This is a genomic window from Bordetella petrii (assembly GCF_000067205.1).
GTDB classification, from domain to species: Bacteria; Pseudomonadota; Gammaproteobacteria; order Burkholderiales; family Burkholderiaceae_B; genus Bordetella_A; species Bordetella_A petrii.
This window is the reverse complement of sequence record NC_010170.1, coordinates 898143-921596: the sequence shown is the minus strand read 5'-3', so window position 1 is coordinate 921596 and position 23454 is coordinate 898143. Positions and strand designations below refer to the sequence as shown.

Annotated in this window: 20 protein-coding genes; 11 read left to right on the top strand and 9 right to left on the bottom strand. The window is 67.9% G+C overall.

Annotation, left to right across the window (positions count from 1 at the left end; genetic code table 11):
* Nucleotides 1–317: 317 nt before the first annotated feature.
* The gene (gene fumC, locus BPET_RS04205) at nucleotides 318–1709 is read right to left on the bottom strand and encodes a class II fumarate hydratase (protein WP_012247846.1); all 1392 of its coding nucleotides are present in this window, start codon (nucleotides 1707–1709) and stop codon (nucleotides 318–320) included.
* 143 nt (nucleotides 1710–1852) lie between these two features.
* On the opposite strand from fumC, the gene tsaE reads away from it, so the two are divergent.
* From tsaE to BPET_RS04190, 3 genes are all read left to right on the top strand, one after another.
* A complete protein-coding gene (gene tsaE, locus BPET_RS04200) occupies nucleotides 1853–2389 on the top strand; it encodes a tRNA (adenosine(37)-N6)-threonylcarbamoyltransferase complex ATPase subunit type 1 TsaE (RefSeq protein ID WP_041863500.1) in 537 nt (178 codons plus the stop codon).
* Nucleotides 2320–3696 (top strand): N-acetylmuramoyl-L-alanine amidase, encoded by a 1377-nt coding sequence (locus BPET_RS04195; RefSeq protein WP_012247844.1) that lies wholly within the window; start codon nucleotides 2320–2322, stop codon nucleotides 3694–3696. Before tsaE ends, BPET_RS04195 begins: the two co-directional genes overlap by 70 nt.
* Before the next feature lie 93 nt (nucleotides 3697–3789).
* Nucleotides 3790–4224 (top strand): VOC family protein, encoded by a 435-nt coding sequence (locus BPET_RS04190; protein ID WP_012247843.1) that lies wholly within the window; start codon nucleotides 3790–3792, stop codon nucleotides 4222–4224.
* A gap of 40 nt (nucleotides 4225–4264) precedes the next feature.
* Here the strand turns inward: BPET_RS04190 and BPET_RS04185 are convergent, their stop codons facing one another.
* Nucleotides 4265–4921: a VTT domain-containing protein gene (locus BPET_RS04185; protein WP_085970200.1), complete on the bottom strand. Its 657-nt coding sequence runs from the start codon at nucleotides 4919–4921 to the stop codon at nucleotides 4265–4267.
* A gap of 281 nt (nucleotides 4922–5202) precedes the next feature.
* On the opposite strand from BPET_RS04185, the gene mutL reads away from it, so the two are divergent.
* Together mutL and miaA are read left to right on the top strand one after the other, a co-directional pair.
* Nucleotides 5203–7101 carry a DNA mismatch repair endonuclease MutL gene (mutL, locus tag BPET_RS04180; protein ID WP_041863497.1) on the top strand — a complete coding sequence of 633 codons (1899 nt, stop codon included), beginning with the start codon at nucleotides 5203–5205 and terminating at the stop codon, nucleotides 7099–7101.
* Between the two features lie 45 nt (nucleotides 7102–7146).
* Nucleotides 7147–8091, top strand: coding sequence for a tRNA (adenosine(37)-N6)-dimethylallyltransferase MiaA (gene miaA, locus BPET_RS04175; RefSeq protein ID WP_012247840.1), 945 nt, complete (start codon nucleotides 7147–7149; stop codon nucleotides 8089–8091).
* A 274-nt stretch (nucleotides 8092–8365) separates the two neighbouring features.
* Here miaA and purM read toward each other — a convergent pair whose 3' ends face one another.
* On the bottom strand, nucleotides 8366–9415 hold the full coding sequence (gene purM / locus BPET_RS04170) for a phosphoribosylformylglycinamidine cyclo-ligase (protein WP_012247839.1): 1050 nt from the start codon (nucleotides 9413–9415) through the stop codon (nucleotides 8366–8368).
* Nucleotides 9416–9552: 137 nt separating this feature from the next.
* Between purM and hda the strand changes: the two genes are divergently transcribed.
* The 4 genes from hda to BPET_RS04150 are packed head-to-tail and all read left to right on the top strand — an operon-like array spanning nucleotide 9553 to nucleotide 12786.
* Nucleotides 9553–10254, top strand: a complete 702-nt coding sequence (gene hda / locus BPET_RS04165) for a DnaA regulatory inactivator Hda (RefSeq protein WP_012247838.1) — start codon at nucleotides 9553–9555, stop codon at nucleotides 10252–10254.
* Nucleotides 10251–10949, top strand: a complete 699-nt coding sequence (locus tag BPET_RS04160) for an HAD family hydrolase (protein WP_012247837.1) — start codon at nucleotides 10251–10253, stop codon at nucleotides 10947–10949. Before hda ends, BPET_RS04160 begins: the two co-directional genes overlap by 4 nt.
* Nucleotides 10949–12304, top strand: a complete 1356-nt coding sequence (gene pcnB / locus BPET_RS04155; protein ID WP_012247836.1) for a polynucleotide adenylyltransferase PcnB — start codon at nucleotides 10949–10951, stop codon at nucleotides 12302–12304. The genes BPET_RS04160 and pcnB overlap by 1 nt, the downstream gene beginning before the upstream one ends.
* A complete protein-coding gene (locus BPET_RS04150) occupies nucleotides 12301–12786 on the top strand; it encodes a 2-amino-4-hydroxy-6-hydroxymethyldihydropteridine diphosphokinase (protein ID WP_012247835.1) in 486 nt (161 codons plus the stop codon). The genes pcnB and BPET_RS04150 overlap by 4 nt, the downstream gene beginning before the upstream one ends.
* A gap of 545 nt (nucleotides 12787–13331) precedes the next feature.
* Here BPET_RS04150 and BPET_RS04145 read toward each other — a convergent pair.
* From BPET_RS04145 to BPET_RS04120, 6 genes are all read right to left on the bottom strand, one after another.
* Nucleotides 13332–14165, bottom strand: coding sequence for an HpcH/HpaI aldolase/citrate lyase family protein (locus BPET_RS04145; RefSeq protein WP_012247834.1), 834 nt, complete (start codon nucleotides 14163–14165; stop codon nucleotides 13332–13334).
* The gene (locus tag BPET_RS04140) at nucleotides 14165–15361 is read right to left on the bottom strand and encodes a CaiB/BaiF CoA transferase family protein (RefSeq protein ID WP_012247833.1); all 1197 of its coding nucleotides are present in this window, start codon (nucleotides 15359–15361) and stop codon (nucleotides 14165–14167) included. The genes BPET_RS04145 and BPET_RS04140 overlap by 1 nt, the downstream gene beginning before the upstream one ends.
* Before the next feature lie 56 nt (nucleotides 15362–15417).
* Entirely contained in the window at nucleotides 15418–16248 is an 831-nt protein-coding gene (locus BPET_RS04135; RefSeq protein WP_012247832.1) for an FAS1-like dehydratase domain-containing protein, read from the bottom strand.
* Nucleotides 16249–16368: 120 nt separating this feature from the next.
* Nucleotides 16369–17166 carry a 2-(1,2-epoxy-1,2-dihydrophenyl)acetyl-CoA isomerase PaaG gene (gene paaG, locus BPET_RS04130; protein ID WP_012247831.1) on the bottom strand — a complete coding sequence of 266 codons (798 nt, stop codon included), beginning with the start codon at nucleotides 17164–17166 and terminating at the stop codon, nucleotides 16369–16371.
* Nucleotides 17163–18281, bottom strand: a complete 1119-nt coding sequence (locus BPET_RS04125; protein WP_012247830.1) for an acyl-CoA dehydrogenase family protein — start codon at nucleotides 18279–18281, stop codon at nucleotides 17163–17165. Before BPET_RS04125 ends, paaG begins: the two co-directional genes overlap by 4 nt.
* 27 nt (nucleotides 18282–18308) lie before the next feature.
* Nucleotides 18309–19499 (bottom strand): acyl-CoA dehydrogenase family protein, encoded by a 1191-nt coding sequence (locus BPET_RS04120; protein ID WP_012247829.1) that lies wholly within the window; start codon nucleotides 19497–19499, stop codon nucleotides 18309–18311.
* Between the two features lie 317 nt (nucleotides 19500–19816).
* Between BPET_RS04120 and BPET_RS04115 the strand changes: the two genes are divergently transcribed.
* Both BPET_RS04115 and BPET_RS04110 read left to right on the top strand, forming a co-directional pair.
* Entirely contained in the window at nucleotides 19817–20794 is a 978-nt protein-coding gene (locus BPET_RS04115; protein ID WP_012247828.1) for a Bug family tripartite tricarboxylate transporter substrate binding protein, read from the top strand.
* Between the two features lie 17 nt (nucleotides 20795–20811).
* Nucleotides 20812–21768, top strand: a complete 957-nt coding sequence (locus BPET_RS04110) for an NAD(P)H-dependent flavin oxidoreductase (protein WP_012247827.1) — start codon at nucleotides 20812–20814, stop codon at nucleotides 21766–21768.
* The last annotated feature ends 1686 nt before the right edge of the window (nucleotides 21769–23454 follow it).

The following is a 23454-nucleotide window of genomic DNA, read 5'->3' as shown; positions in this document are numbered from 1 at the left end:
GCGGCTTCGTTCGGCGGCCCCGCGAAATCCTCCCCCCCCCCAGACCAACGCCCCCACGAAGCAGAAGAACCCCACCCTCCCCAGCGATGCAACGAGTCGGAACCCTCGCGAGCCGGCGGGGGGTGGGCGGGGTGGGCGAGGCGCCTCGGGGCCGGGTCCGGGCGCGCGGGGCGCCCGGACGGCCCCGTGAAGCCGAGGCCACCCCGCCCACCGCCCGCCGGCGCCAGAAGAACCCCACCGCCAAACAAACAAACAAACAAACAAACAAACAAACAAACAACCAATCAAGCAACCAGGCAAAGGCCCCCCCGAAACACCTACCTCTTGGCGTTGGTCATCTCCCCCGGCACAACCCATTGGGCGAACTCGTCTTCCGTCACATACCCCAGGGCCAGCGCCGCGTCTTTCAGCGACAGGTTTTCCTTGTGGGCTTTCTTGGCGATCTGAGCGGCCTTGTCGTAGCCGATGTGGGGATTCAGCGCCGTCACCAGCATCAGCGAGCGGTCGACCAGTTCGGCGATGCGTTCGCGGTTTGGCTCGATGCCGGCCGCGCAATGCTGGTCGAAACTGGCCATGCCGTCGGCCAGCAGGCGCACCGACTGCAAGAAGTTGTGGATCACCAGGGGCTTGAACACGTTCAGCTCGAAATTGCCGCTGGCGCCGCCGATGTTGATGGCCACGTCGTTGCCCATGACCTGCGCGGCCAGCATCGTGATGGCTTCGCACTGCGTGGGGTTCACCTTGCCCGGCATGATCGAGCTGCCCGGCTCGTTCTCGGGAATGCGGATCTCGCCCAGGCCCGAGCGCGGACCGCTGGCCAGCCAGCGCACATCGTTGGCGATCTTCATCAGGCCGGCGGCCAAAGCCTTCAGCGCGCCGTGCGCGAACAGCAGCGCCTCGTGCGAGGCCAGGGCCTGGAATTTATTGGGCGCCGACGCAAAAGCCGAGCCCGTGTCATGCGCCAGTTCGGCGCAGACCTTGGCGCTGAAAGCCGGATGCGCGTTCAGCCCGGTGCCCACCGCCGTGCCGCCGATGGCCAGCTGGTGCAGGCCCGGCAGCGCGGCGCGGATCTGCTGCTCGGCCAGATCCAGCTGCGCCACATGGCCCGACAGTTCCTGGCCCAGCGTCAGCGGCGTGGCGTCTTGCAGGTGCGTGCGGCCGATCTTCACGATGTCGTAGAACTCCGCGCTCTTGGCCGCCAGCGTGGCGCGCAGCGCCTTCAGGGCCGGCAACAGCGCGTGCTCGACCTGCAGCGCCGCGGCCACGTGCATGGCGGTGGGAAACGTATCGTTCGACGACTGGCCGCGGTTGACGTGGTCGTTGGGATGCACCCTGCGCGCTTCGCCGCGCACGCCGCCCAGCAGTTCCGAGGCGCGGTTGGCCAGCACCTCGTTCATGTTCATATTGCTCTGCGTGCCCGAGCCGGTCTGCCAGACCGACAGTGGAAACTCGTCGGGCCATTTGCCCGCGATGACCTCGTCGGCCGCGCGCACGATGGCGTCGGCGATCTTGCCGTCCAGTTCGCCCAACTCGGCATTGACCTTCGCCGCCGCGCGCTTCAAGCGTGCCATGGCCGCCACCAGCGGCTGCGGCATGCGCTCGGTCGAAATGGCGAAGAACTGCAGTGACCGCTGCGTCTGGGCGCCCCATAAGTGATCGGCGGGCACTTCGATGGGGCCGAAAGTATCTTTTTCGGTACGGGTAGTCATGGCGAGGGATGTCCTGGCTGGGCCCGGACCGGCGTGGCCACGGGCGTGGCTTAAACGAGAATAAAAATCAGTACGATGATAGCAGACGGGCGGCTTCCTATAATCCCGGCACGTTCATCCTGTTTTACCACTCCATCCCCGCCATGTCCGTCCCGCTGCGCAGCCTGACCCTGTCCCTGCCCGACGAAACCGCCACCGAGGCGCTGGCCCGCCAGTTCGCGCCGTTGCTCACTGGCGCCCGAGGCGTCCCGGCGGGCGGCCGCATCCACCTGCAAGGCGAGCTGGGGGCCGGCAAAACGGCCTTCGCCCGGGCATTGTTGCGCGAATGCGGCATAACGGGCCGAATCAAAAGCCCAAGCTATGCGCTGCTTGAATCCTATAAAGTTTCTAACTTATACTTCTATCACTTTGATTTTTATAGATTTAGTGATTCGCGTGAATGGCTGGACGCGGGATTCCGAGATTTACTGCGCGATGACGCAGTCGTCCTGATCGAATGGCCCGAGCGTGCCGAGGGGGTCTTGCCCCCTCCGGACATGCAAATTTCCCTGGCCTATGCCGGCCCGGGCCGCGAGGTCACCCTGACTGCCTATACCGCACGAGGACAAACATGGTTGAACGCGATTGTCCCTCCGACCCAGGTGCCCTCTCTGCCAGCGGCGCCCAACGCCGACGCCTGATCAGCGTCGCCACCACCCTGCTTGTCCTGCCGGTTCTTCCCCGGCTGGCGCAAGCGGCCACCATCCTGGCCGTGCGCACCTGGCCGGCCGACGAATACACGCGCGTCACGCTCGAACTCGATAGCGAGCTCAAGGCCGAACACTTCACGCTCGAGAACCCGCACCGCCTGGTCGTCGACATCGAAGGCCTGCAGGTCAGCAGCGCGCTGAACCAGCTGGTGTCCAAGGTGCGGCCCGACGACCCGTACATCCAGGCCCTGCGGGTGGCGCAGAACCGCCCCAATGTCGTGCGCCTGGTCTTCGACCTGAAACAGGCCGTGGCGCCCCAGGTGTTCACCTTGAAGCCGGTGGCCGACTACCAGTACCGCCTGGTGCTCGACCTGTATCCCAAGGTGGCGCAAGATCCGCTGATGGCCATGCTGAACAAGCAGGCCGGCCCCGACGTCGACGACCCGCTGGCGCGCATCCTGGAAGACATCGCGCGCAACCCCGTCACGCCTACCGCCCCCGCGCCGCAGGCCCAGGGGCAAGAGCCACCGCCCGCCATCGCCATGCCCAAGCCCGCTCCCGAGCCGGCCCGGCCGTCGCGGCGCAAGCGCATGGTCACCATTGCCATCGACCCAGGCCACGGCGGCGAAGACCCGGGCGCCATCGGCGGCAGCGGACTGCGCGAAAAAGACGTGGTGCTGCGCATCGCGCGCCGCCTCAAAGCGCTGATCGACGACCAGCCCAACATGCGCGCCTACCTGACGCGCGACGACGATTACTTCGTGCCGCTGCACGTGCGCGTGCAGAAAGCGCGCCGGGTGCGCGCCGACCTGTTCATTTCCATTCACGCCGATGCCTGGATCAAGCCCAGCGCCAGCGGCTCGTCGGTGTTCGCGCTGTCGCAACGCGGCGCCTCCAGCGCCCAGGCGCGCTGGCTGGCCAACAAAGAAAACGCGGCCGACCTGATCGGCGGCGTGAACATCGGCAGCCATGACAAACAGGTGGCCAAGGTGCTGCTCGACCTGTCCACCACCGCCCAGATCAACGATTCGCTGCGGCTGGGCGCGGCGTTTCTGGACGAAATCAAGAAAATCAACCGCCTGCACAAGCGCGATGTCGAACAGGCCGGCTTCGCGGTGCTGAAAGCGCCCGATATTCCGTCGATCCTGGTGGAGACGGCGTTCATCAGCAACCCGCACGAAGAAAAGCTGCTGCGCTCCAGCAGCCACCAGCAAAAATTGGCGGTCGCCATGATGACGGGCATCCAGCAGTACTTTGTCGCGAACCCCCCGCTGGCGCACATTGCCGACGCCAGCTGACGCGCGGCAAGGGTAACAATTATTCAAAGCCGGACGCCCGCCGGCACGCTGCTTCTATGATGGGGACTCCTGCCGACCGGAAGGAGCACCCCGATGACCGCACATACCGCAGGCGAGCCGCCTTGCCTGTTTCCCACACTACGCTGCCACGACGCCGAAGCGATGATCCGCTGGCTGGTCGACACCTATGGCTTCACCGAACGGGTCGTCTACCGGCATGCGGGCGAAGTGCAGCATGCCGAACTGGCCCTGGGCTCGTCGATTCTGATGCTGGGCCAGCATCGCGATGACGCCTACGGCAAGATGGTCGGCAGCCTGGACGGCCGCCGCACCGATGCGCTGTACGTGGCCGTGGCAGATCCCGACGCGCTATACGAACAAGTCAAGGCGGCCGGCGCCCGGATCGAATCCGAGCCCGCCGACACCAGCTACGGCAGCCGGGAGTTCTCGTGCCGCGATCCGGAACTGAACCTGTGGGTGTTCGGCACCTATTGGCCGAAGGCCAGCGACCCCGCCCCGCACGACTGAACGCTCGGGCCGCCGCCGGCGCTTGCGCGGTTGCGGGCCTTCAGGGGTGCGAATCCTTGCCGGCGTGCCGGCGCCCGCGCGCCAGCTTCACCAGCCCGGCCAGCACCACCGGCACGATGGCCGCCGCCAGGCCGATCAGCACGATCGTGTTCAGGTGTTCTTTCACCAGGGGGATGTTGCCGAAGAAATAGCCGGCCGTGATCAGGCCCGCCACCCAGAGCACGGCGCCGCTCACGTTGAACAACTGAAAGCGCAGCAGGTTCATTTCGGCCACTCCCGCCACGAATGGCGCGAAGGTGCGGAAGATGGGCAGAAAGCGCGACATCACGATGGTCTTGCCGCCGTGCCTTTCGTAGAACATGTGCGTGCGCAGCAGCGCCGCGCGATCCAGGAAACGCACGTTCATGGTGAACACGCGCGGCCCGATGGCGCGGCCGATGGCGTAGTTGACCGTATTGCCCACGACCGCCGCCACGATCAGCAGCGCGCCCAGCAGCAGCGGGTCGAGGCTGCCCGTGGCGCCGAACGCGCCCGCGATGAACAGCAGTGAATCGCCGGGCAGGAAAGGCAGCACCACCAGCCCCGTTTCGGCGAAGATGATCAGGAACAGAACCAGGTAGACCCACGACCCGTATTGTTCGACCCAGACGCCCAGCGTCTGGTCGATGTGCAACACCATCTGGAAAAATTCGAGCATGCAATAACCGTGTGAAATTAGCGGCGCCGCGACGCCAGGCCGCGCAACCAGGTGTCTGGCGTCGCAGGTGCCAGACACCGAAGCGGCCAGAGGCTGTCTCAATAGCACGGCGTCAGGCACCCTGGCGGGAGCCAGACACCTGGCAAATCCTGGCAAATACCGAACCGGCTTCGACTATAGCGCACCGGGCTTGCCGCCCGCAGAACCCCCGGGCCGCTTTCGGCGCGGACGGGTCCGGAGGCTAAAATCGCCACATGCCCGATTCCCTCCCGCCGCCCGCCATGTCCGAACGCCGCGCCATCGCCGCCCTGCCCGACCTGCTGATCAGCCAGATCGCCGCGGGCGAGGTCATCGAGCGGCCCGCGTCCGTGCTGAAAGAAGTGCTTGAAAACGCCATCGATGCCGGCGCGCGCGCCATCGAAGTGCGCCTGGAAGGCGGCGGCATCCGGCGCATTGCCGTGTCAGACGACGGCGTGGGCATTCCGCCCGAAGAATTGCCGCTGGCCCTGGCGCGCCACGCCACCAGCAAGATCCGCTCGCTGGGCGAACTCGAATCGGTGGCTTCGATGGGGTTCCGCGGCGAGGCCCTGGCCTCTATCGCTTCGGTGGCGCAGGTCACGCTGATCTCGCGCACGCGCGACGGCGAACACGCCTGGCAGATCGACGGCGGCAGCCTGCAAGTGACGCCGGCCTCGGGCCCGCCGGGCACCACTGTCGACGTGCGCCAGCTGTTCGACTCGGTGCCCGCGCGCCGCAAGTTCCTGCGCGCCGAGGCCACCGAATTCGGCCATTGCGTCGATGCGCTGGAGCGCATCGCGCTGGCGCATCCCGACATCGCGTTCCGCCTGTTTCATCACGACCGCGCGCAGCGCCAGTGGCTGCCGGCCGATCCGGGCCAACGCATCCGCGACGTCCTGGGCGCCGAATTCACTGAACACGGCCTGCCGGTGGAAGCCTCGGCCGGCGCCATCGGCCTGTCGGGCATGATCACGCGCCCCACCGCGGCCCGCGCGCGAGCCGACCGCCAGTACTTGTACGTCAATGGCCGCTACGTGCGCGACCGCACCGTCAGTCATGCGCTGCGAGCCGCCTATGCGGACGTGCTGCACGGCGACCGCCAGCCGGCCTATGTGCTGTACCTGGACATCGACCCCGGCGCGGTCGACGTCAATGTGCATCCGGCCAAGCATGAAGTGCGCTTCCGCGACAGCGGCGCCGTGCACCGGTTCGTATCGCAAGTGGTCGGCCAGGCGCTGGCGCAGACCGGCGGCGCATCCGCCGTTCCGGCGGCGGCCGGCATGGCCCCGGGCGCGCCAGCCGCCGCATCCGACACAGGCGCACCCGCCCTGACGGTCGAAACCACTCCCGCCGCCATGCTCTCTGCCGGCGGCGGCAGCGCGGCGGCCTGGCCTGCCGCGCCAGACCGAACCGCCCGGCCGCACGCGCAAGTGCCCTTCCGCCTGCATACCGAACCGGCCGGCATTCCCGCCACCGATTGGCGCACGCTGTACCGGCCGCTCGACAACACCGCGCCGGCGCCTGCCACGCTGCGCGAGCCAGCGCCGGCATCCCCCCGCGCCCTGCCCGCCGATGAAGAACACCCGCTGGGCATGGCGCTGGCGCAATTACACGGCATTTACATCCTGGCGCAGAACCGGCGCGGGCTGGTGCTGGTCGACATGCATGCCGCCCACGAGCGGGTGGTGTACGAACAACTGAAGCAGGCGCTCGACGCGCGCGACCTGCCGCGCCAGGACCTGCTGGTGCCCGTGGTATTCCACGCCCAGGAAAAAGACGTGGCCCTGGCCGAAGAACACCAGCAAGAACTGGCCGGCCTGGGTTTCGACCTGCGCCCGGCCGGCCCCACCTCGATCGCGGTGCGCTCGGTGCCCGCGCTGCTGGCGCGCGGCGACATCGAAACCATGGCGCGCGCCGTGCTGCGCGACCTGGCCTCGGTGGGCGTGTCGCGCCTGCTCACCGAGCAGCGCAACGAACTGCTGTCCACCATGGCCTGCCACGGTTCGGTGCGCGCCAACCGGCGCCTGAGCATCGAGGAAATGAATGCACTGCTGCGCCAGATGGAAGTGACCGAGCGCGCCGACCAGTGCAATCATGGCCGCCCCACCTGGGTGCAATGGTCGGTGTCCGACCTGGACAAGCTTTTCCTGCGCGGGCAATAACATCATGCGCGCATTGCCTTGCGGGCGCGCCGCGCCCGGGCCGGCATGAGTTCCGCCGCCCCCATCGTCTGCCTGGCCGGCCCCACCGCGGCCGGCAAGAGCGCCGCCACGCTGGCGCTGGCGCAGCGCTGGCCGCTGGAGGTGGTCAACGTCGATTCCGCCACTATCTACCGCGGCATGGACATCGGCACGGCCAAGCCCTCGCCCGCCGAACAGGCCCGCGTGCCCCAGCACCTGCTGGACATCCGCGACCCGGCGCAGTCGTATTCGGCGGCCGAGTTCCGCGCCGACGCGCTGCGCCTCATCGACGAGATCCGCGCGCGCGGCCGCATGCCGCTGCTGGCCGGCGGCACCATGCTGTACTACAAGGCGCTGCGCGATGGCCTGGACGACCTGCCGCAGGCCGACCCGGCGCTGCGCGCCGAACTGGAAGCGCGGGCCGCGCGCCTGGGCTGGCCAGCCCTGCATGCCGAGCTGGCGCGGCTGGACCCCGCCACGGCGGCGCGCCTGGCTCCCAATGACAGCCAGCGTATTCAGCGCGCCCTGGAAATCTGCACGCTCAGCGGCCAGCCCATGTCAGCGTTGCTGCACGGCCGGCAGCGCGCGGCCGACGCCACGCCGCACCGCTATGTGACGCTGAGCCTCGAGCCCTCGGACCGCGCCGCCCTGCATGCGCGCATTGCGCAGCGCTTCGATGCCATGCTGGCCGGCGGCCTGCTCGATGAAGTGCGCGCCCTGCGCGCGCGTGGCGACCTGCACCCCGGCTTGCCGTCAGTGCGCTGCGTGGGCTACCGGCAGATGTGGGCGCACCTGGATGGCGCGGTCGATCTGGAAACCGCGCGCGAACAGGCCATCGCGGCAACGCGGCAGCTGGCCAAGCGGCAGCTGACCTGGCTGCGGGCGCAGCCGGAACGCCTGGTGGTGGATTGCCTGGCGGGGAATGCCAGCGGGCGGGTTGTTGACCGAGTGGCCGAGATACTGGCGGACTGACCATTGCCATGCGTCTTTGCCTGCGGCGCCTGGCAAGGGCCGATTGAGCCAGGTGTCTGGCTCCGAAGGTGCCAGACACCGAAGTGGGCAGCGGCTGTCTCAACAGCACGGTGTCAGGCACCTGGCGGAGCCTGACACCTGATTGAAGGCGATTGTGGCAGGTGTCTGGCTCCGCAGGTGCCAGACACCGAAGCGCGTAGCGGCTATCTCAATAGCACGGTGTCAGGCGCCTGGCGGAGCCTGACACCTGGGCAATACGCAGACAGGCCGCCGACTAGACGACGACCGTCTGTGCCTCGCCGTCTTTCTGGGCAACGATCTCGCCGATCCGGCTGACCGTCTCGCCCTGGGCAGCCAGCGTGGCGGCCACCGCGTCAGCCTGCGCGGCATCGACCACGATCACCATGCCGATGCCGCAGTTGAAGACGCGGTGCATTTCAGTGTCGGCTACGCCGCCCTGCTGCTGCAGCCACTGGAACAGCTGCGGCATTTGCCAGGCGTCGCGGTGCAGGCGGGCCGACAGGCCGGGCTGCAGGATGCGCGGCACGTTGTCGAGCAGGCCGCCGCCGGTAATATGCGCCAGCCCCTTGATGCCGCCCGTATGCGCCGCCAGCGCGGCCAGCACCTGCTTCACATAGATGCGCGTGGGCGCCATCACCACGTCGGCCAGCGGCTGGCCGTGGAAGTCCTGGTCGGGACGCGCGCCGGCGCGGTCCAGGATCTTGCGCACCAGCGAATAGCCGTTGGAGTGCGCCCCGCTGGACGCCAGGCCCAGCACCACGTCGCCCGGCTGGATCGACTTGCCGTCGAGGATGGCGGACTTTTCGACCGCCCCCACCGCGAAACCGGCCAGGTCGTATTCGCCGTCGGGATACATGCCGGGCATTTCGGCGGTTTCGCCGCCGATCAGGGCGCAGCCGGCCAGTTCGCAGCCGCGCGCAATGCCACCCACCACCGCGGCCGCCGTGTCCACCGACAGCTTGCCGCAGGCGAAGTAGTCCAGGAAGAACAGCGGCTCGGCGCCCTGCACGAGGATGTCGTTGACGCTCATGGCGACCAGGTCGACGCCTACCGTATCGTGGCGGTTCCATTCGAACGCCAGGCGCAGTTTCGTGCCCACGCCGTCGGTGCCGGACACCAGCACGGGCTCGCGGTACTTCCCGGGCACCTGGAACAGGGCGCCGAACCCGCCGATGCCGGCCAGCACGCCGGGACGCATGGTGCGCGCAGCCAGAGGCTTGATGCGGTCGACCAGGGCGTCGCCCGCGTCGATGTCGACGCCGGCGTCGCGGTACGTCAGGGGGGCGGAAGGTTGAGTAGTCATGAGAAAAACCGTGGGGTATGTAACAATTGCAGGGTTGACGGGGTGCCGCGCCAGCATTTTACGATGCCCGCGCGCCTGCTATCGTTCAGCCCGGCCCGCAAGGGCCGCGCCACCCCGCCCTGTACCTATCGCCACCCATGAATCGCCAGCTGCTGCTCGACGTTCTTCCCGCAACCGCCCCCACGCTGCAGAACTACATCGCCGGTCCCAATGGCGAAGCGCTGGCCGCCGCGCGCGCGCTGGCGCCGGGCCGGGCCGTATACCTGTGGGGCGCCGCCGGCTGCGGCCGCAGCCACCTGCTGCGCGGGCTGGCCGCCGTGCCGGGCGCCATGTATATCGACGCGGCGCAAGGGGCCCAGGCGCTGCGGCAGCTGGCCGGCGCCGACTCCGCCGCCGCCATGCCGACGGTGGTAGCCATCGACGACGTGCACCGCATGGACGACGCCCGGCAGGCCGGCCTGTTCGCCCTGTACAATCGGTGGCGCGAATGCGCGGCCACCAGCCGCGCATTCGCCTTGGCGGTGGCCGGCGACCGCGCGCCCCTGTCCATGCCGTTGCGCGAAGACCTGCGCACCCGCCTGGGCTGGGACCTGGTCTTCCGGCTGGAACCGCTGTCCGACGCCGACAAGCGGGCCGCGCTGGCGGCACAAGCCGCCGAACGCGGCCTGCAGCTGGCGCCCGAAGTCATCCAATGGATGCTCACGCACCGCGAACGCGACATCCGCAAGCTTGCCGCCCTGCTCGACGCGCTAGACCGCTATTCCCTGGCCACCGGCCGGCCCATTACCATTCCGCTGCTGCGCGCCATGCTGGCAGACCCCGATACGCAAACGCCATGACGCCCCGACGACTCGCGCTGTTCGACCTGGATCACACGCTGCTGCCGCTCGACAGCGACTACCAGTGGGCCGATTTCCTGGCGCGCACCGGACGCGCCGGCGATCCCGACGAAGCGCGCCGCCGCAACGACGACCTGATGGTGCGCTACAACCAGGGCCAGCTCACCGCCGAACAGGCGGCCGAGTTCATGCTGGGCCTGCTGGCCGCGCATACGCCGTTCGACCTGGCAGCCTGGCACGAAGAATTCATGGCGCAGGTCGTGCGCCCCGACATCACCCCGCAGGCCCTGCAGCTGGTCGAGCGGCACCTGTCGGCCGGCGACCTGTGCGCGCTGGTCACGGCCACCAACAGCTTCGTCACGGCGCCCATTGCGCGCGCCTTCGGCGTGCCGCACCTGATCGCCACCGATCCCGAATACCGCAACGGCCGCTACACCGGCCGCATCCAGGGCACGCCCAGCTTCAAAGAAGGCAAGGTCGTGCGCGTCAAACAGTGGCTGGCCGGCATGGGACTGACGCTTGCGGATTTCTCCGAATCGTTCTTTTATAGCGATTCGGTCAACGATGTACCGCTGCTCGAGGCCGTCAGCCGGCCCGTGGCGGCCAATCCCAGCCCGTCGCTGCGCGACATTGCGCGCACGCGCGGCTGGCAGGTGCTCGACCTGTTCGAGCACATGGAAGACGCCAAATCCTAATGATCACCGACACCATAAAAAAATTTGTCAGCCGGCTGTTCACGCCGGCGGCCCGAGGGCCTCAGCGCATCACGCGCGACAAGCACGGCATCGACCGGCGCAACGTTTCCCGCCACGCCATCAAGGTCTGTGAAGTGCTGCGCCAGCACGGCTATTCGGCCTACATCGTGGGCGGCGCCGTGCGCGACCTGATCGTGGGCCTGGAACCCAAGGATTTCGACGTGGCCACCAACGCCACGCCCGAACAGATCCGCCCGCTGTTCCGCCGCGCCCGCATCATTGGCCGGCGCTTCCAGCTGGTGCACGTGGTGTTCGGCCAGGAGATCATCGAAACCTCTACGTTCCGGGCTCCTGCCTCGCAAGACCAGGAGACCGACGAGCACGGCCGCATCCTGCGCGACAATGTGTTCGGCACCCACGAAGAAGATGCCGCGCGGCGCGATTTCACCATGAACGCGCTGTACTACGATCCGCACACCGAAGAGGTCATTGACTACCACAACGGCGTGCAAGACCTGAAAAAACGCCAGGTGCGCATCATTGGCGACCCGGCCCAGCGCTACCGCGAAGACCCGGTGCGCATGCTGCGCGCCGTGCGTTTCGCCGCCAAGCTCAATGGCAGCATCGACCCCGCCACACGCAAGCCCATCGGCACCATGGCGCCGCTGATCGAGAACGTGCCGGCCTCGCGCCTGTTCGACGAAATGCTCAAGCTGCTGACCTGCGGCCATGCCATGGACTGCCTGCGCCAGTTGCGCGCCGACGGCCTGCATCACGGCCTGCTGCCTCTGCTTGACGTCGTGCTGGAGCAGCCCGGCGGCGAACACTTCGTCGAGCTGGCGCTCGAACGCACCGACTCGCGCGTGCGCGCCGGCAAGAGCATCAGCCCCAGCTTCCTGTTTGCGTCGCTGTTGTGGCAGCAAGTGGAATCGCGCTGGAAGCAGCTGCGCGCCCAGGGTGAACACTCGGTGCCCGCGCTGGTGCGCGCCGCCGATTCGGTGCTGGACGAGCAGACCGAAAAGCTGGCCATCCAGCGCCGGTTTTCGGCCGACATGCGCGAAATCTGGTTCATGCAGCCCCGCTTCGAGCGCCGCATGGGCAAGACCATCTACCGCATGATCGAGCAGCCGCGCTTTCGCGCGGCCTGCGACTTCCTGCAATTGCGGGCCGCGGCCGGCGAGTTCGACAGCGTGCTGGCCCAGTGGTGGATGGACCTGGCCAATGGCGACGACGCCACCCGCGCCGACATGATCGAAGAACTGGGCCGCCTGCCGCGCGACCCGGCCGAAGCCGGCGCCCCGCGCAAGCGGCGCCGCCGTCCGCGCCGCGCCGCCGCGCCGCGCGAGGCCGAATGACCCACACGGCGCGCGCCTACATAGGCCTGGGCGCCAATCTGGGCGATGCCCAGGCCACGCTGCGCGCCGTATTGCACGAGCTGGCCGCCACGCCGGGCATCCTGGCCTGCCGGTCTTCCAGCCTTTACCGCAGCGCGCCCGTGGATGCCGCCGGCCCCGATTTCATCAATGCCGTGGCGGCAATCGACACTACCCTGGCGCCACTGGCGTTGTTGGACGCGCTGCAGGCGCTGGAAACCCGCCACGGCCGCGAACGGCCCTACAAGAACGCCCCGCGCACGCTGGACCTGGACCTGCTGCTATACGGTGACACCGCCATGGACACGCCGCGCCTGTGCCTGCCCCACCCGCGCATGCACCAGCGCGCCTTCGTGCTGGCGCCGCTGGGCGAGCTGGCGCCAGAACTGGTGCTGCCTCAGGGGCCACTGCAAACATTGCTGGCGCAATTGGCCGACCAGTCAATAGAACGGCTGCCTGGTTGAGTTCGCAAAGGACAACGAGTCCGGCCGCCGAAGGCGTCTGATTCCGAAGGTGCGAGTCCGGCCGCCGAAGGTGTCTGACTCCGAAGGTGTCAGACACCGCAAAACACCACGAACATCTCACCCACACAGTGCCTGACACCCTGCGGGAGTCAGGCACCTGAAGCCAGATCGCGGCTGACAATGAAATCGCAGCTGGCCAGGTGTCTGACTCCGAAGGTGTCAGACACCGCGAAACGACACGAATATCTCACCCATACGGTGCCTGACACCCTGCGGGAGTCAGACACCTGGCGCCAGATCGCAGCTGACAAGGTGTCTGACTCCGAAGGTGTCAGACACCGCAAAACACCACGAATATCTAACCCACACAGTGCCTGACACCCTGCGGGAGTCAGACACCTGGCGCCAGATCGCAGTTGACAAGGTGTCTGACTCCGAAGGTGTCAGACACCGTAAAACACCACGAACATCTCACCCACACAGTGCCTGACACCCTGCGGGAGTCAGGCACCTGGCGCCAGTGCCCCGCGCGCCAGCCCGACCGCTTAGGCCTGCTCGCCGGCGCGCTGCAATAGCTGGCGGGCGCGCGCGATGACGGGTGCGTCGACCATTTTGCCTTCAAGCATGAACGTGCCGGCGCCGCTGTCGCGATGCACGGCCACCACGCGGCGCGCCCATTCGAGATCGGCCGCTGGCGGCGCGAAGGCGCCGTGGATGATGCCCACCTGGGTGGGATGGATGCACAACATGCCGCCAAAGCCCATGTCGCGGGCGCGGCAGGCGGCCGCCTGCATGCCGGCGGTGTCTTGCACGCCGGGAAATACGCCGTCGAGCGCCGGCGCCAGCCCGGCCGCGCGGCTGCGCAGCAGCACCTGGACGCGGGCGTGGTCCAGCACCACGCCCGCGCCGTCGGAATCGGTGGTCAGGCCGAGGTCGAGCCCGTAGTCGAGGCTGCCGAACGCCAGGCGCTGCACGCCGGGTGTGGCGGCGATTTCGGCCGCGTTGAGAACGCCGTCGGCGGTTTCCAGGATGGGCACGATGTCGATGCCAGTTTGCGCGGCATGCCGCACATGGGCCTGGGTTTCGGTCTTGGGCAGGACGATGGCCGCCACGCCCGGATGGTTGTGGCAGGCCTTGAGGTCGTCGTCGTGCCAGGGCGTGGAGGCATCGTTGATGCGCACCCACAGGCGGACCTCGGGGTGGGTGCCCAGGAAATCGCACAGGGCTTCGCGGGCGCTGTCTTTGGCCAGGTGCTCGACGGCGTCTTCGAGATCGACGATGACGGTGTCGGCGCCGCTGGCCAGCGCCTTGGGAATGCGTTCGGGCCGGCTGGCCGGCACGAACAGGGCGGTACGGACGGTACGGGCTATGGCTTGCATTACACGACCTCGGCAGCACGCAGGCGCGCCACGTCTTCGGGCGCATACCCTAACGATGCTAGCACCGCATCGGTGTTTTCGCCCACTGCGGGCACCGGATCCATGCGCGGCGTGAAGGCGTTGCTGGAGGCCGGCGGCAGCAGCGCGGGCAGCGTGCCGGCGGGGCTGGAGATTTCGCGCCAGCGCTGGCGCGCCTGCAACTGTGGGTGAGCCCAGACGTCTTTCATTTCGTTGACGCGGGCATTGGCGATCTGAGCGGCTTCGAGGCGTTCGGTGACCTGGTCGATGGTGAGCCCGGCAAAGGCCTGCACGATCAGGGCGCGCAGCGCGTCACGGTTGGCGGCGCGGCGCGAATTGGACGCGAAGCGTTCGTCGTCGGCCAGTTCGGGCTGGCCCAGCACGCGGTCGCAGAACACGCGCCATTCGCGCTCGTTCTGCAGGCCCAGCATGATGGTGGCGCCGTCGCCCACCGGGAACGGGCCGTACGGATAGATGCTGGCATGCGCCGCGCCCGCGCGCATGGGCGGCGCGGCGCCCTCGAACGCGTAGTACAGCGGGAAGCCCATCCATTCGACCATGCTTTCCAGCATGGAGACGTCGAGCCGGCTGCCCAGGCCCGTGCGCTGGCGCAGCAGCAGCGCGTTCAGGATGGAAGAATAGGCGTACATGCCGGCGGCGATGTCGGAAATGGAGCAACCGGCCTTGGCGGGCTCTTGCGCCGAGCCGGTAACCGACACGAAACCGCTTTCGCTCTGGATGAGCAGGTCGTAGGCTTTCTTGCGCTCGTAAGGACCGCCCTGGCCATAGCCCGAGATGTCGCAGACGATCAGGCGCGGATGCCTGGCATGCAGGGTCTCGAACGACAGGCCCAGGCGCTCGGCGGCGCCGGGGGCCAGGTTTTGCACCAGGACGTCGGCGGAATCGAGCAGACGCTGCATGACCTCGGCGGCGTCGGGGTGTTTGAGATCGAGGGTGAGGCTTTCTTTCGAGCGGTTGGTCCAGACGAAATGCGAAGACAGGCCGCGCACGCGCTCGTCGTAGCCGCGCGCGAAGTCGCCCACGCCGGGACGTTCGATTTTGATGACGCGCGCGCCCATGTCGGCAAGCTGGCGCGTGCAGAACGGGGCGGCGATGGCGTGTTCGAGGCTGACGACGGTAATGCCGTCGAGCGGGCGGACAGGTGTGGCGGAATTCATGGGGGTACCTTCGTGCTGCGCACTGCGGAACCGGCCGCCCGGGGCGGCCGGCGTGTTCATGCGGAAAACTTCAGCTGCGCCTGGTGCGCCAGCGTGCCGTCTTGCTCGGCCCACAGCTCGGCCAGGCCGGCTTCATTGATGCGGCCCGCGACATCGAAAGGCTTGGGCGCGATGAGGGGCCGCAGGCCCCGGTACGACAGGTGGTCAAGGCGCGCCGAGGGATGGGCGGCGCGAAACGCCGCGACCATCAGGGTGGCGATCATGGGGCCGTGCACCACCAGCCCCGGATAGCCTTCGGTGCCCGTGACATAGGGGTGGTCGTAGTGAATGCGGTGGCCGTTGAAGGTAACCGCCGAATAGCGGAACAGCAGCACCGGCGATGGGTCGACCTGCCGGCGCCATTGCGAGGCGGGCGGGGCGTCGGTGCCCGCCAGCTTGGGCGGCGACGGCTGGCGGTAGACGATATCTTGTTCTTCCTGGATGGCCAGGACGCCATCCTGGTGGTATTCGTGGCGCACGGTCACGAACAGCAGCGCGCCGGTACGGCCGGTTTTCTCGCGCACGTCGGCCACGGTGGAGCGGCGTTCGGCCGGCACGCCCACGCGCAGCGGAGCATGGAAAGCCACGCGCCCCCCCGCCCACATGCGGTTGCGGTCGTCGGCGGGCGGCAGGAAGCCGCCGCGCGCCGGGTGGCCGTCGGCGCCGATGCCGTCCATGCCGACCGGACTGATGAAGAAGGCCCAGTGCCACAGCGGCGGCAGGGACGCCCCGACGGCCGGCGCGGGCTCGCCCAGGGTGGCGGCGATGCGCCCGGCATGGCCGGCGTCGAGGTTGTCGGCCACGGACTCGCCGCGGCCGATCCAGGCCGCGGGGTTGGAAGACGTCATGTTGGATTCCTTGGCGGTGTCGTTGCAGCCGCAAGAATGCCCTGCCCCTCCGGTTTTGTGAATTCGTATTTCTACAAGACGGGGTTCAAGAGGCCGGAATCCGCGCGTGCGGCCGCGCCACTATTTGCCCTGGAACGCCGGCGGCCGCTTCTCGGCGAAGGCGCGCATGCCCTCCAGATAGTCGTCGGTGTAGCCCAGTTGCTGCTGCAAATCGCATTCCAGATCCAGTTGCTGCGCCAGGGTGTTGCCGCTGGCGGCCTGCAGGGCCTGCTTGGTGGCGGCATAGGCCCGGGTGGGCCCACCGGCCAGGGTGGCCACCACCTGGGCGCGGGTGGCGTCGAGATCGCCATCGGGAATGCAGCGCCAGATCAGGCCCCACTGCTCGGCCTGGCGCGCCGACACCGTGTCGCCGAACAGGGCCGCCCCCATGGCGCGCGCCGAGCCCACCAGGCGCGGCAGGAACCAGGTTCCGCCGGCGTCGGGCAACAGGCCGATCTTGCTGAATGCCTGGATGAAGCGCGCCGATTCCACCGCATAGACCACGTCGCAGGCGAACACCAGGCTGGCCCCCGCCCCCGCCGCCACGCCATTGACCAGGCACACGACCGGCACCGGCAAGGCCCGCAGGCGCAGCACCAGCGGACGATAGAAATTGCGCAGCCCCTCGCTGAGATCGCGGCGCTGGCCGGCCGGCAGCGGCTTGCGCTCGCTCAGGTCCTGGCCGGCGCAGAAGCCGCGCCCCGCGCCGGTGATCACCAGGCCGCGCAGTTCGGCGCAGGCCTCGAGGGTATCGAGGGCGCGCGCCAGTTCGGCGTGCATGACCGCCGTGAAGCTGTTGAGGCGGTCGGGGCGGTTCAGGGTAATGACGCCCACGCCGTCTTCCAGCGTGAAGCGGATCTGTTCGTAGGCCTGGGTCATGCAAGTTCCTCGAGCACCGCGAGCTGCTCGGCGCTGTCGCCCAGCAGCTGGTCGATCATGGTCAGCCGCTTGAAGTAGTCGCCCACTTCGAGTTCGTCGGTCATGCCCATGCCGCCATGCAGCTGCACGGCGCTCTGGGCCACGAAGCGGCCGGCGCGCGCGGCCTCGATCTTGGCGGCGGCAAGCATGCGGCGGCGCTGGGCCGGGTCGGGCTCGCTGAGCGCGGCGGCCGCCACATAGGCCATGGACAAGGCCATTTCCTTGGCGACCAGCATATCGGCCATGCGATGCTGCAGCACCTGGAACGAAGCCAGCGGCTGGCCGAACTGACGACGCGTCTTGAGGTAGTCGATAGTGATTTCGAGCAGGCGTTCCATGGCGCCCGCGGCATGCGCGCACAGGGCGGCGGTGCCCCAGTCGACGGCCGTGGCCAGGGCCGCGCGAGCCGCCGGCCCCTGCGCCAGAATGGCATCCGCGCCCAGCGGCGTACGGTCGAAATCGATGCGCGCGCAACGCGCGCGGTCGAGCGTGGGCGTGTCCAGCACCGTGACGCCCTGCGCATTGGCGGGCACCCGCAGCAGCACGGGTTCGTCGTCGATGTCGCGGGCCGACACGATCCAGGCGTGCGCGGCCGCGCCGTGCCACACCAGGTGCTTGGCGCCCGACAGTTCCAGGATGCGGTCCGCGGCAGGGCGCACCCGGCACAGTTCGGGTTCGGCGTCGTAGCGCCGGCCGGGCTCCTGCCAGGCCAGCGAAACAATGGCCTGCCCCGACGCCAGCGCCGGCAGCCACTCGCGCTGCGTGGCGTCATCGGCGCAGGCGGCCAGCAGGGCCGCGCCCATTACCGCGCTGGGAATCACCGGCTCGGACACCAGGCCCCGGCCCAGTTCCAAGTGCACCGGCAAGAGGCTGGCGGGCGCCTCGCCGAAGCCGCCATGCTCGGCGGCGATGTTCAGACCCAGCACGCCCAGCTCTGCCAGCTGTTCCCAGGCGCGCGTGTCCAGCTGCGGCTGCGCGGCGCGCGCGCGGCGCGCGGCGAAGCCCCATTCGTCTTGCACCAGGCGCCGCAGGCTGTCGGCCAGCATGCGCTGTTCTTCGGTATACGCGAAATCCATAGTCGTGTTCCGTTGCGATGGCCGGCCTTACAGGCCCAGCATCATGCGGGCGATGATGCCCTTCTGCACCTCGGTGGTGCCACCGTAGATGGTGGTCTTGCGCATGTCGGCATAGCCGGCGCCGGCCGCGGCCGTCATGTCGGGACCGGGACCGTGGAAAGCCGCATCGGCATGCATCCAGTCGGGATCGTACGGCCAGGCATCGGGGCCGGCGATTTCCATCTGCAGCATCGCCAGGTCTTGCTGGATTTCGGAGCCGCGGATCTTCAGCACCGAGGCCTCCGGCCCGGGCGCGTCGCCGCGCGCCGCGGCCACGCGCAGCAGCAGCATTTCCAGCGCCATGATGTCGACCTCGATGCGCGAGATACGGTCGCGCATGCGGCTGTCGTCGAGAATGGGGCGGCCACGCCGCTGGGTACGCGCGGCCAGGTCTTTCAGGATGCCGAGTTCGCGATGGCAATGGCCCAGCCCGGCGATACCGGTGCGCTCGTGGCCCAGCAGGTACTTGGCGTAGGTCCAGCCCTGGCCGGCTTCGCCCACGCGGTTGGCCACCGGCACGCGCACATTTTCGAGCCACACTTCGTTGACATCGTGCCCGCCGTCGAGCGTGCGGATCGGGCGCACGCTGACACCGGGTGTGCGCATGTCGATCAGCAGCATGGAGATGCCGCGCTGCGCCTTGGCATCGGGGTCGGTGCGCACCAGGCAGAACATCCAGTCGGCGTATTGCGCCAGCGTGGTCCAGGTTTTCTGGCCATTGACGACGTAATGGTCGCCGTCGAGCTCGGCGCGCGTCTTCAGCGAGGCCAGGTCGGACCCCGAGCCCGGCTCGGAATAGCCCTGGCACCACCAGTCGTCGACGCGGATGATGCGCGGCAGCAGCCGCTGCTGCTGCTCGGGACTGCCGTATTTCATGAGCACGGGGCCGATCATGCTCAGGCCGAACGGCAGCAGGCGCGGCGCGCCTGCCTTGAAACACTCGACCTCGAAGATGAGGCGCTGGATGGGGTTCCAGCCCGTGCCGCCGAATTCTTTGGGCCAGGTGGGCGCGCCCCAGCCCTGGTCGTCGAGAATGCGATGCCAGCGGATGTAGTCGTCGCGTTCGAGGCGCTGGTGGCGCAGCACCTTGTCGCGGATGTCGCCGGGCAGTTTTTCTTGCGCGAACGCGCGTACGGTTTCGCGGAAGCTGCGTTCTTCCGGGGTCCAGCTCAGATCCATGTGCGGTCTCCTTCTGCCCGTATCTAGCCACGGCCCGGCCGCCAGGGCAATCTGCCTCTGTGGAAGCGGGGGTTTTGTGCAAACGAAGCATGGCCGCCGCAAAGCCGCTGTGGGGCGCGCGCGTGGACGCCCGCTACAGCGTACCGTCCGGCAAAACCCCTGCTTCGGCAATGAAGAATGGTCAACCGCGCCAGCTCGCCCGACACTGCCAGCACCCATCGTCCGCCGATAGGCGCGGACGACGCGGCCGCTGCGGGAGCGGCCGCAATGCAGCAGGCAAACCCGCGAAACAGCACACATAACAACGGAGACTATCCATGCAGATCACCTCTTTGCTGCGCGCCAGCGCCCTGGCACTGGCCCTGTGCGCTACCGGCGCCGCCCAGGCCAGCGACAACTACCCGGACCGGCCGCTGCGGCTGCTGGTGGGCTACGCGCCCGGCGGCCCGGTGGACACCACCGCGCGCGTGTTCGCCAAGTACCTGGGCGAGAAACTGGGCCAACCCGTGGTGGTGGAAAACCGCGCCGGCGCCAGCGGCATGATCGCGTCCGACGCCACCGCCAAGGCGGCGCCCGACGGCTACCTGCTGGGCTTCGCGGCCAGCCCCTCGCTGACCATCTCGCCGCTGGTGCAGAACAGCAAGCTGTTCGATCCGCATAAAGACTTCACCCCCATCGGCATGGTGGTCGACTACACCAACGTGCTGCTGATCGGGCCGCAGATTCCGGCCAAGAGCGTGGGCGAGCTGATTTCGTACGCCAAGGCGCACCCCGAGGCGGTGAGCTTCGGCTCGGCGGGCGTGGGCGCCTCGAACCACCTGTCGGCCGAACTGCTCAAGCTGCAAGCGCAGGCCCCCATGCTGCATGTTCCGTACCGCGGCAACTCGCCGGCGATGATGGACGTGGTCAGCGGCAAGATCACCTTCATGTTCGACATCACCAGCACGGCTATTCCGTTCATCAAGAGCGGCAAGGCGCGCGCCCTGGCGGTGACCTCGCGCGAGCGCAACCCCGAACTGCCCGACGTGCCCACCATGATCGAGGCCGGCCTGAAAGACTATGAAGTGGTCGGCTGGTATGCGCTGATGGCGCCGCCCAAGCTGCCCGACGCGGTCAAGGCGCGGCTGTCCAAGGCGCTGTCCGCCGTGTCGAAAGACCCGGCGTTCCGCAAGGCCATGGTCGACGGCGGCTACACCGTCGACGAAGGCGACGGTGTAGCCGTGCAGGGACGCATCGATCGCGAATACGCCATGTGGGCGAACGTGATCAAGTCGGCCAACATCCAGACCAACTGACCCGGAGAATAGTGCCGATGCCTGCATTGCAATTCCTGCGTTCGACCACCCGCCTGCCGGTCATCGGCGCGCCCATGTTCCTGGTGTCGGGTCCCGACCTGGTCATCGCCCAATGCGCCGCGGGCATCGTCGGCACGTTCCCGTCGCTGAATGCGCGCCCCCAGGAAGCCCTGGACGACTGGTTGACGCGCATCGAAACCGGCCTGGCGGCCTACCGCCAGGCCCACCCCGGCGCCGTGGTGGCGCCCTATGGTGTCAACCTGATCGTGCACCCCACCAATGCGCGCTGGCGCGGCGACCTGGACACTTGCGTGGCACATCGCGTGCCGCTGGTGGTGACGTCGCTGCATGCGCCCGATGCGGTGGTGGAAGCCGTAAGACCGTACGGCGGCCTGGTGTTCCACGACGTGACCACGGTGCGCCATGCCCGGCGCGCGCTGGATGCCGGCGTGGACGGACTGATTCTGGTGGCGGCGGGCGCGGGCGGACACGCGGGCGCCATCAACCCCATCGCGCTGGTGAATGAAATCCGCGCGTTCTACGATGGCCCGCTGGCGCTGTCGGGCTGCATCAGCCACGGCAAGGATGTGCTGGCGGCCCAGGCGATGGGCTGCGATTTCGCCTACATGGGCACGCGCTTCATCGCCACGCACGAATCGCTGGCGCCAGACCGCTACCGCGAAATGGTGCTGCAGGCGGGCGTCGATGATGTCCTGTACACCCCGTTTTTCTCGGGCGTGCCGGCCAATTACCTCATCCCCAGCATCGCCGCCGCCGGCCTGGACCCGGCGCGGCTCGCCGAAATGGACGCCAACCCCGTCGACCTCGACAAGCGCAACCGCCCCAAAGCCTGGAAAGATGTCTGGAGCGCGGGCCAGGGGGTGGGCGCCACGCAGGAACTGCTGTCGACGCAAGCGTTGGTGGAGCAGTTGGCGCGGGAATACGAGGAGGCGCGGCGGGCGTTGCTTCAGTAGGATTCGGCGGGGGCGGTTTCTGGGGGGCGTCGGTTCTTTTGGCGTCGTGTCAGGCGGGGGCGGGGGCCGTGGCTTCACGGTGCCGTCCGGGCGCCCCGCGCGCCCGGGTCCGGCCCCGAGGCGCCACGGCCCCCGCCCCCGCCCGACACGACTCGCATTAGATGACGTTTGCCATGCTGCTGGGACGGCCGGGGTTCTTGCCTTCTCGCCCGCGGTGGGGTGAGGGAAAAACATCTTGCAGGGCCGGCTTTCGGCGCCGCCCTGCGCGGCGTCGAAAGCCATTCGGACAACGGCTGGCGATGCTTTGTCGGGTAATGGTAGCGGCCAATGGCGTCGGGTAATGGTGGCGCGGTCATGTCGCTGTTTATCCCAGGTGTCAGGCTCCCGACAGGGTGCCTGACACCGCATGAGGGATAGTTGTGGCTGGCAGCGCATGGCTGAGATAGTTGTGGCTGACAGCGGTGTCGGGCACCTGCGGAGCCCGACACCTGGGCGCGCCATCTGATCCCTTCAACCGCTATCTGATCCCTTCAACATCAGTGCCCCCCAGGCCATTACTCCAAACACCCCACGGCCAGCCCCTTCATGAATGGCTTTCAGCGCCGCGCAGGGCGGCGTCGAAAGCCATTCCGGCAATGGCTGGCGATGCTTTGTCGGGTAAAGGTAGCGGCCAATGGCGTCGGGTAATGGTGGCGCGGTCATGTCGCTGTTTATCTCAGGTGTCAGGCTCCCGACAGGGTGCCTGACACCGCATGAGAGATAGTTGTGGCTGACACCGCATGACTGAGATAGTTGTGGCCGACAGCGGTGTCGGGCACCTGCGGAGCCCGACACCTGGGCGCGCTTATCTGATCCCTTCAACATCAGTGCCCCCCAGGCCATTACTCCAAACACCCCACGGCCAGCCCCTTCATGGATGGCTTTCAGCGCCGCGCAGGGCGGCGTCGAAAGCCATTCCGGCAATGGCTGGCGATGCTTTGTCGGGTAAAGGTAGCGGCCAATGGCGTCGGGTAATGTTGGCGCGGTCAGGTCGCTGTTTATCTCAGGTGTCAGGCTCCCGACAGGGTGCCTGACACCGCATGAGAGATAGTTGTGGCTGACACCGCATGACTGAGATAGTTGTGGCCGACAGCGGTGTCGGGCACCTGCGGAGCCCGACACCTGGGCGCGCTATCGGATCCCTTCAACATCAGTGCCCCCCCGGGCCATTACTCCAAATACCCCACGGCCAGCCCCTTCATGAAGGCTTTCAGCGCCGCGCAGGGCGGCGTCGAAAGCCATTCGGACAACGGCTGGCGATGCTTTGTCGGGTAATGGTAGCGGCCAATGGCGTCGGGTAATGGTGGCGCGGTCAGGTCGCTGTTTATCTCAGGTGTCAGGCTCCCGACAGGGTGCCTGACACCGCATGACTGAGATAGTTGTGCCTGACACCGCATGACTGAGATAGTTGTGGCCGACAGCGGTGTCGGGCACCTGCGGAGCCCGACACCTGGGCGCGCTTATCTGATCCCTTCAACATCAGTGCCCCCCAGGCCATTACTCCAAACACCCACGACCAGCCCCTTCATGAATGGCTTTCAACGCCGCGCAGGGCGGCGTCGAAAGCCGGCCCCGCAAGATGCTTTTCTCTCACCCCGCCGCCGGCGAGAACGCAAGAACCCCACCCGCCCCAGCAATGCAACATTC

What these genes read in the sequence shown, in the direction of transcription:
- BPET_RS04185 (WP_085970200.1), bottom strand. Translation starts at nt 4,921, where the DNA reads ATGCTCGAATTTTTCCAGATGGTGTTGCACATCGACCAGACGCTGGGC.
- BPET_RS04190 (WP_012247843.1), top strand. Translation starts at nt 3,790, where the DNA reads ATGACCGCACATACCGCAGGCGAGCCGCCTTGCCTGTTTCCCACACTA.
- BPET_RS04125 (WP_012247830.1), bottom strand. Translation starts at nt 18,281, where the DNA reads ATGGATTTCGCGTATACCGAAGAACAGCGCATGCTGGCCGACAGCCTG.
- pcnB (WP_012247836.1), top strand. Translation starts at nt 10,949, where the DNA reads ATGATCACCGACACCATAAAAAAATTTGTCAGCCGGCTGTTCACGCCG.
- hda (WP_012247838.1), top strand. Translation starts at nt 9,553, where the DNA reads ATGAATCGCCAGCTGCTGCTCGACGTTCTTCCCGCAACCGCCCCCACG.
- mutL (WP_041863497.1), top strand. Translation starts at nt 5,203, where the DNA reads ATGTCCGAACGCCGCGCCATCGCCGCCCTGCCCGACCTGCTGATCAGC.
- purM (WP_012247839.1), bottom strand. Translation starts at nt 9,415, where the DNA reads ATGACTACTCAACCTTCCGCCCCCCTGACGTACCGCGACGCCGGCGTC.
- BPET_RS04150 (WP_012247835.1), top strand. Translation starts at nt 12,301, where the DNA reads ATGACCCACACGGCGCGCGCCTACATAGGCCTGGGCGCCAATCTGGGC.
- fumC (WP_012247846.1), bottom strand. Translation starts at nt 1,709, where the DNA reads ATGACTACCCGTACCGAAAAAGATACTTTCGGCCCCATCGAAGTGCCC.
- BPET_RS04115 (WP_012247828.1), top strand. Translation starts at nt 19,817, where the DNA reads ATGCAGATCACCTCTTTGCTGCGCGCCAGCGCCCTGGCACTGGCCCTG.
- miaA (WP_012247840.1), top strand. Translation starts at nt 7,147, where the DNA reads ATGAGTTCCGCCGCCCCCATCGTCTGCCTGGCCGGCCCCACCGCGGCC.
- BPET_RS04120 (WP_012247829.1), bottom strand. Translation starts at nt 19,499, where the DNA reads ATGGATCTGAGCTGGACCCCGGAAGAACGCAGCTTCCGCGAAACCGTA.
- BPET_RS04110 (WP_012247827.1), top strand. Translation starts at nt 20,812, where the DNA reads ATGCCTGCATTGCAATTCCTGCGTTCGACCACCCGCCTGCCGGTCATC.
- BPET_RS04140 (WP_012247833.1), bottom strand. Translation starts at nt 15,361, where the DNA reads ATGAATTCCGCCACACCTGTCCGCCCGCTCGACGGCATTACCGTCGTC.
- BPET_RS04145 (WP_012247834.1), bottom strand. Translation starts at nt 14,165, where the DNA reads ATGCAAGCCATAGCCCGTACCGTCCGTACCGCCCTGTTCGTGCCGGCC.
- tsaE (WP_041863500.1), top strand. Translation starts at nt 1,853, where the DNA reads ATGTCCGTCCCGCTGCGCAGCCTGACCCTGTCCCTGCCCGACGAAACC.
- BPET_RS04160 (WP_012247837.1), top strand. Translation starts at nt 10,251, where the DNA reads ATGACGCCCCGACGACTCGCGCTGTTCGACCTGGATCACACGCTGCTG.
- BPET_RS04135 (WP_012247832.1), bottom strand. Translation starts at nt 16,248, where the DNA reads ATGACGTCTTCCAACCCCGCGGCCTGGATCGGCCGCGGCGAGTCCGTG.
- BPET_RS04195 (WP_012247844.1), top strand. Translation starts at nt 2,320, where the DNA reads ATGGTTGAACGCGATTGTCCCTCCGACCCAGGTGCCCTCTCTGCCAGC.
- paaG (WP_012247831.1), bottom strand. Translation starts at nt 17,166, where the DNA reads ATGACCCAGGCCTACGAACAGATCCGCTTCACGCTGGAAGACGGCGTG.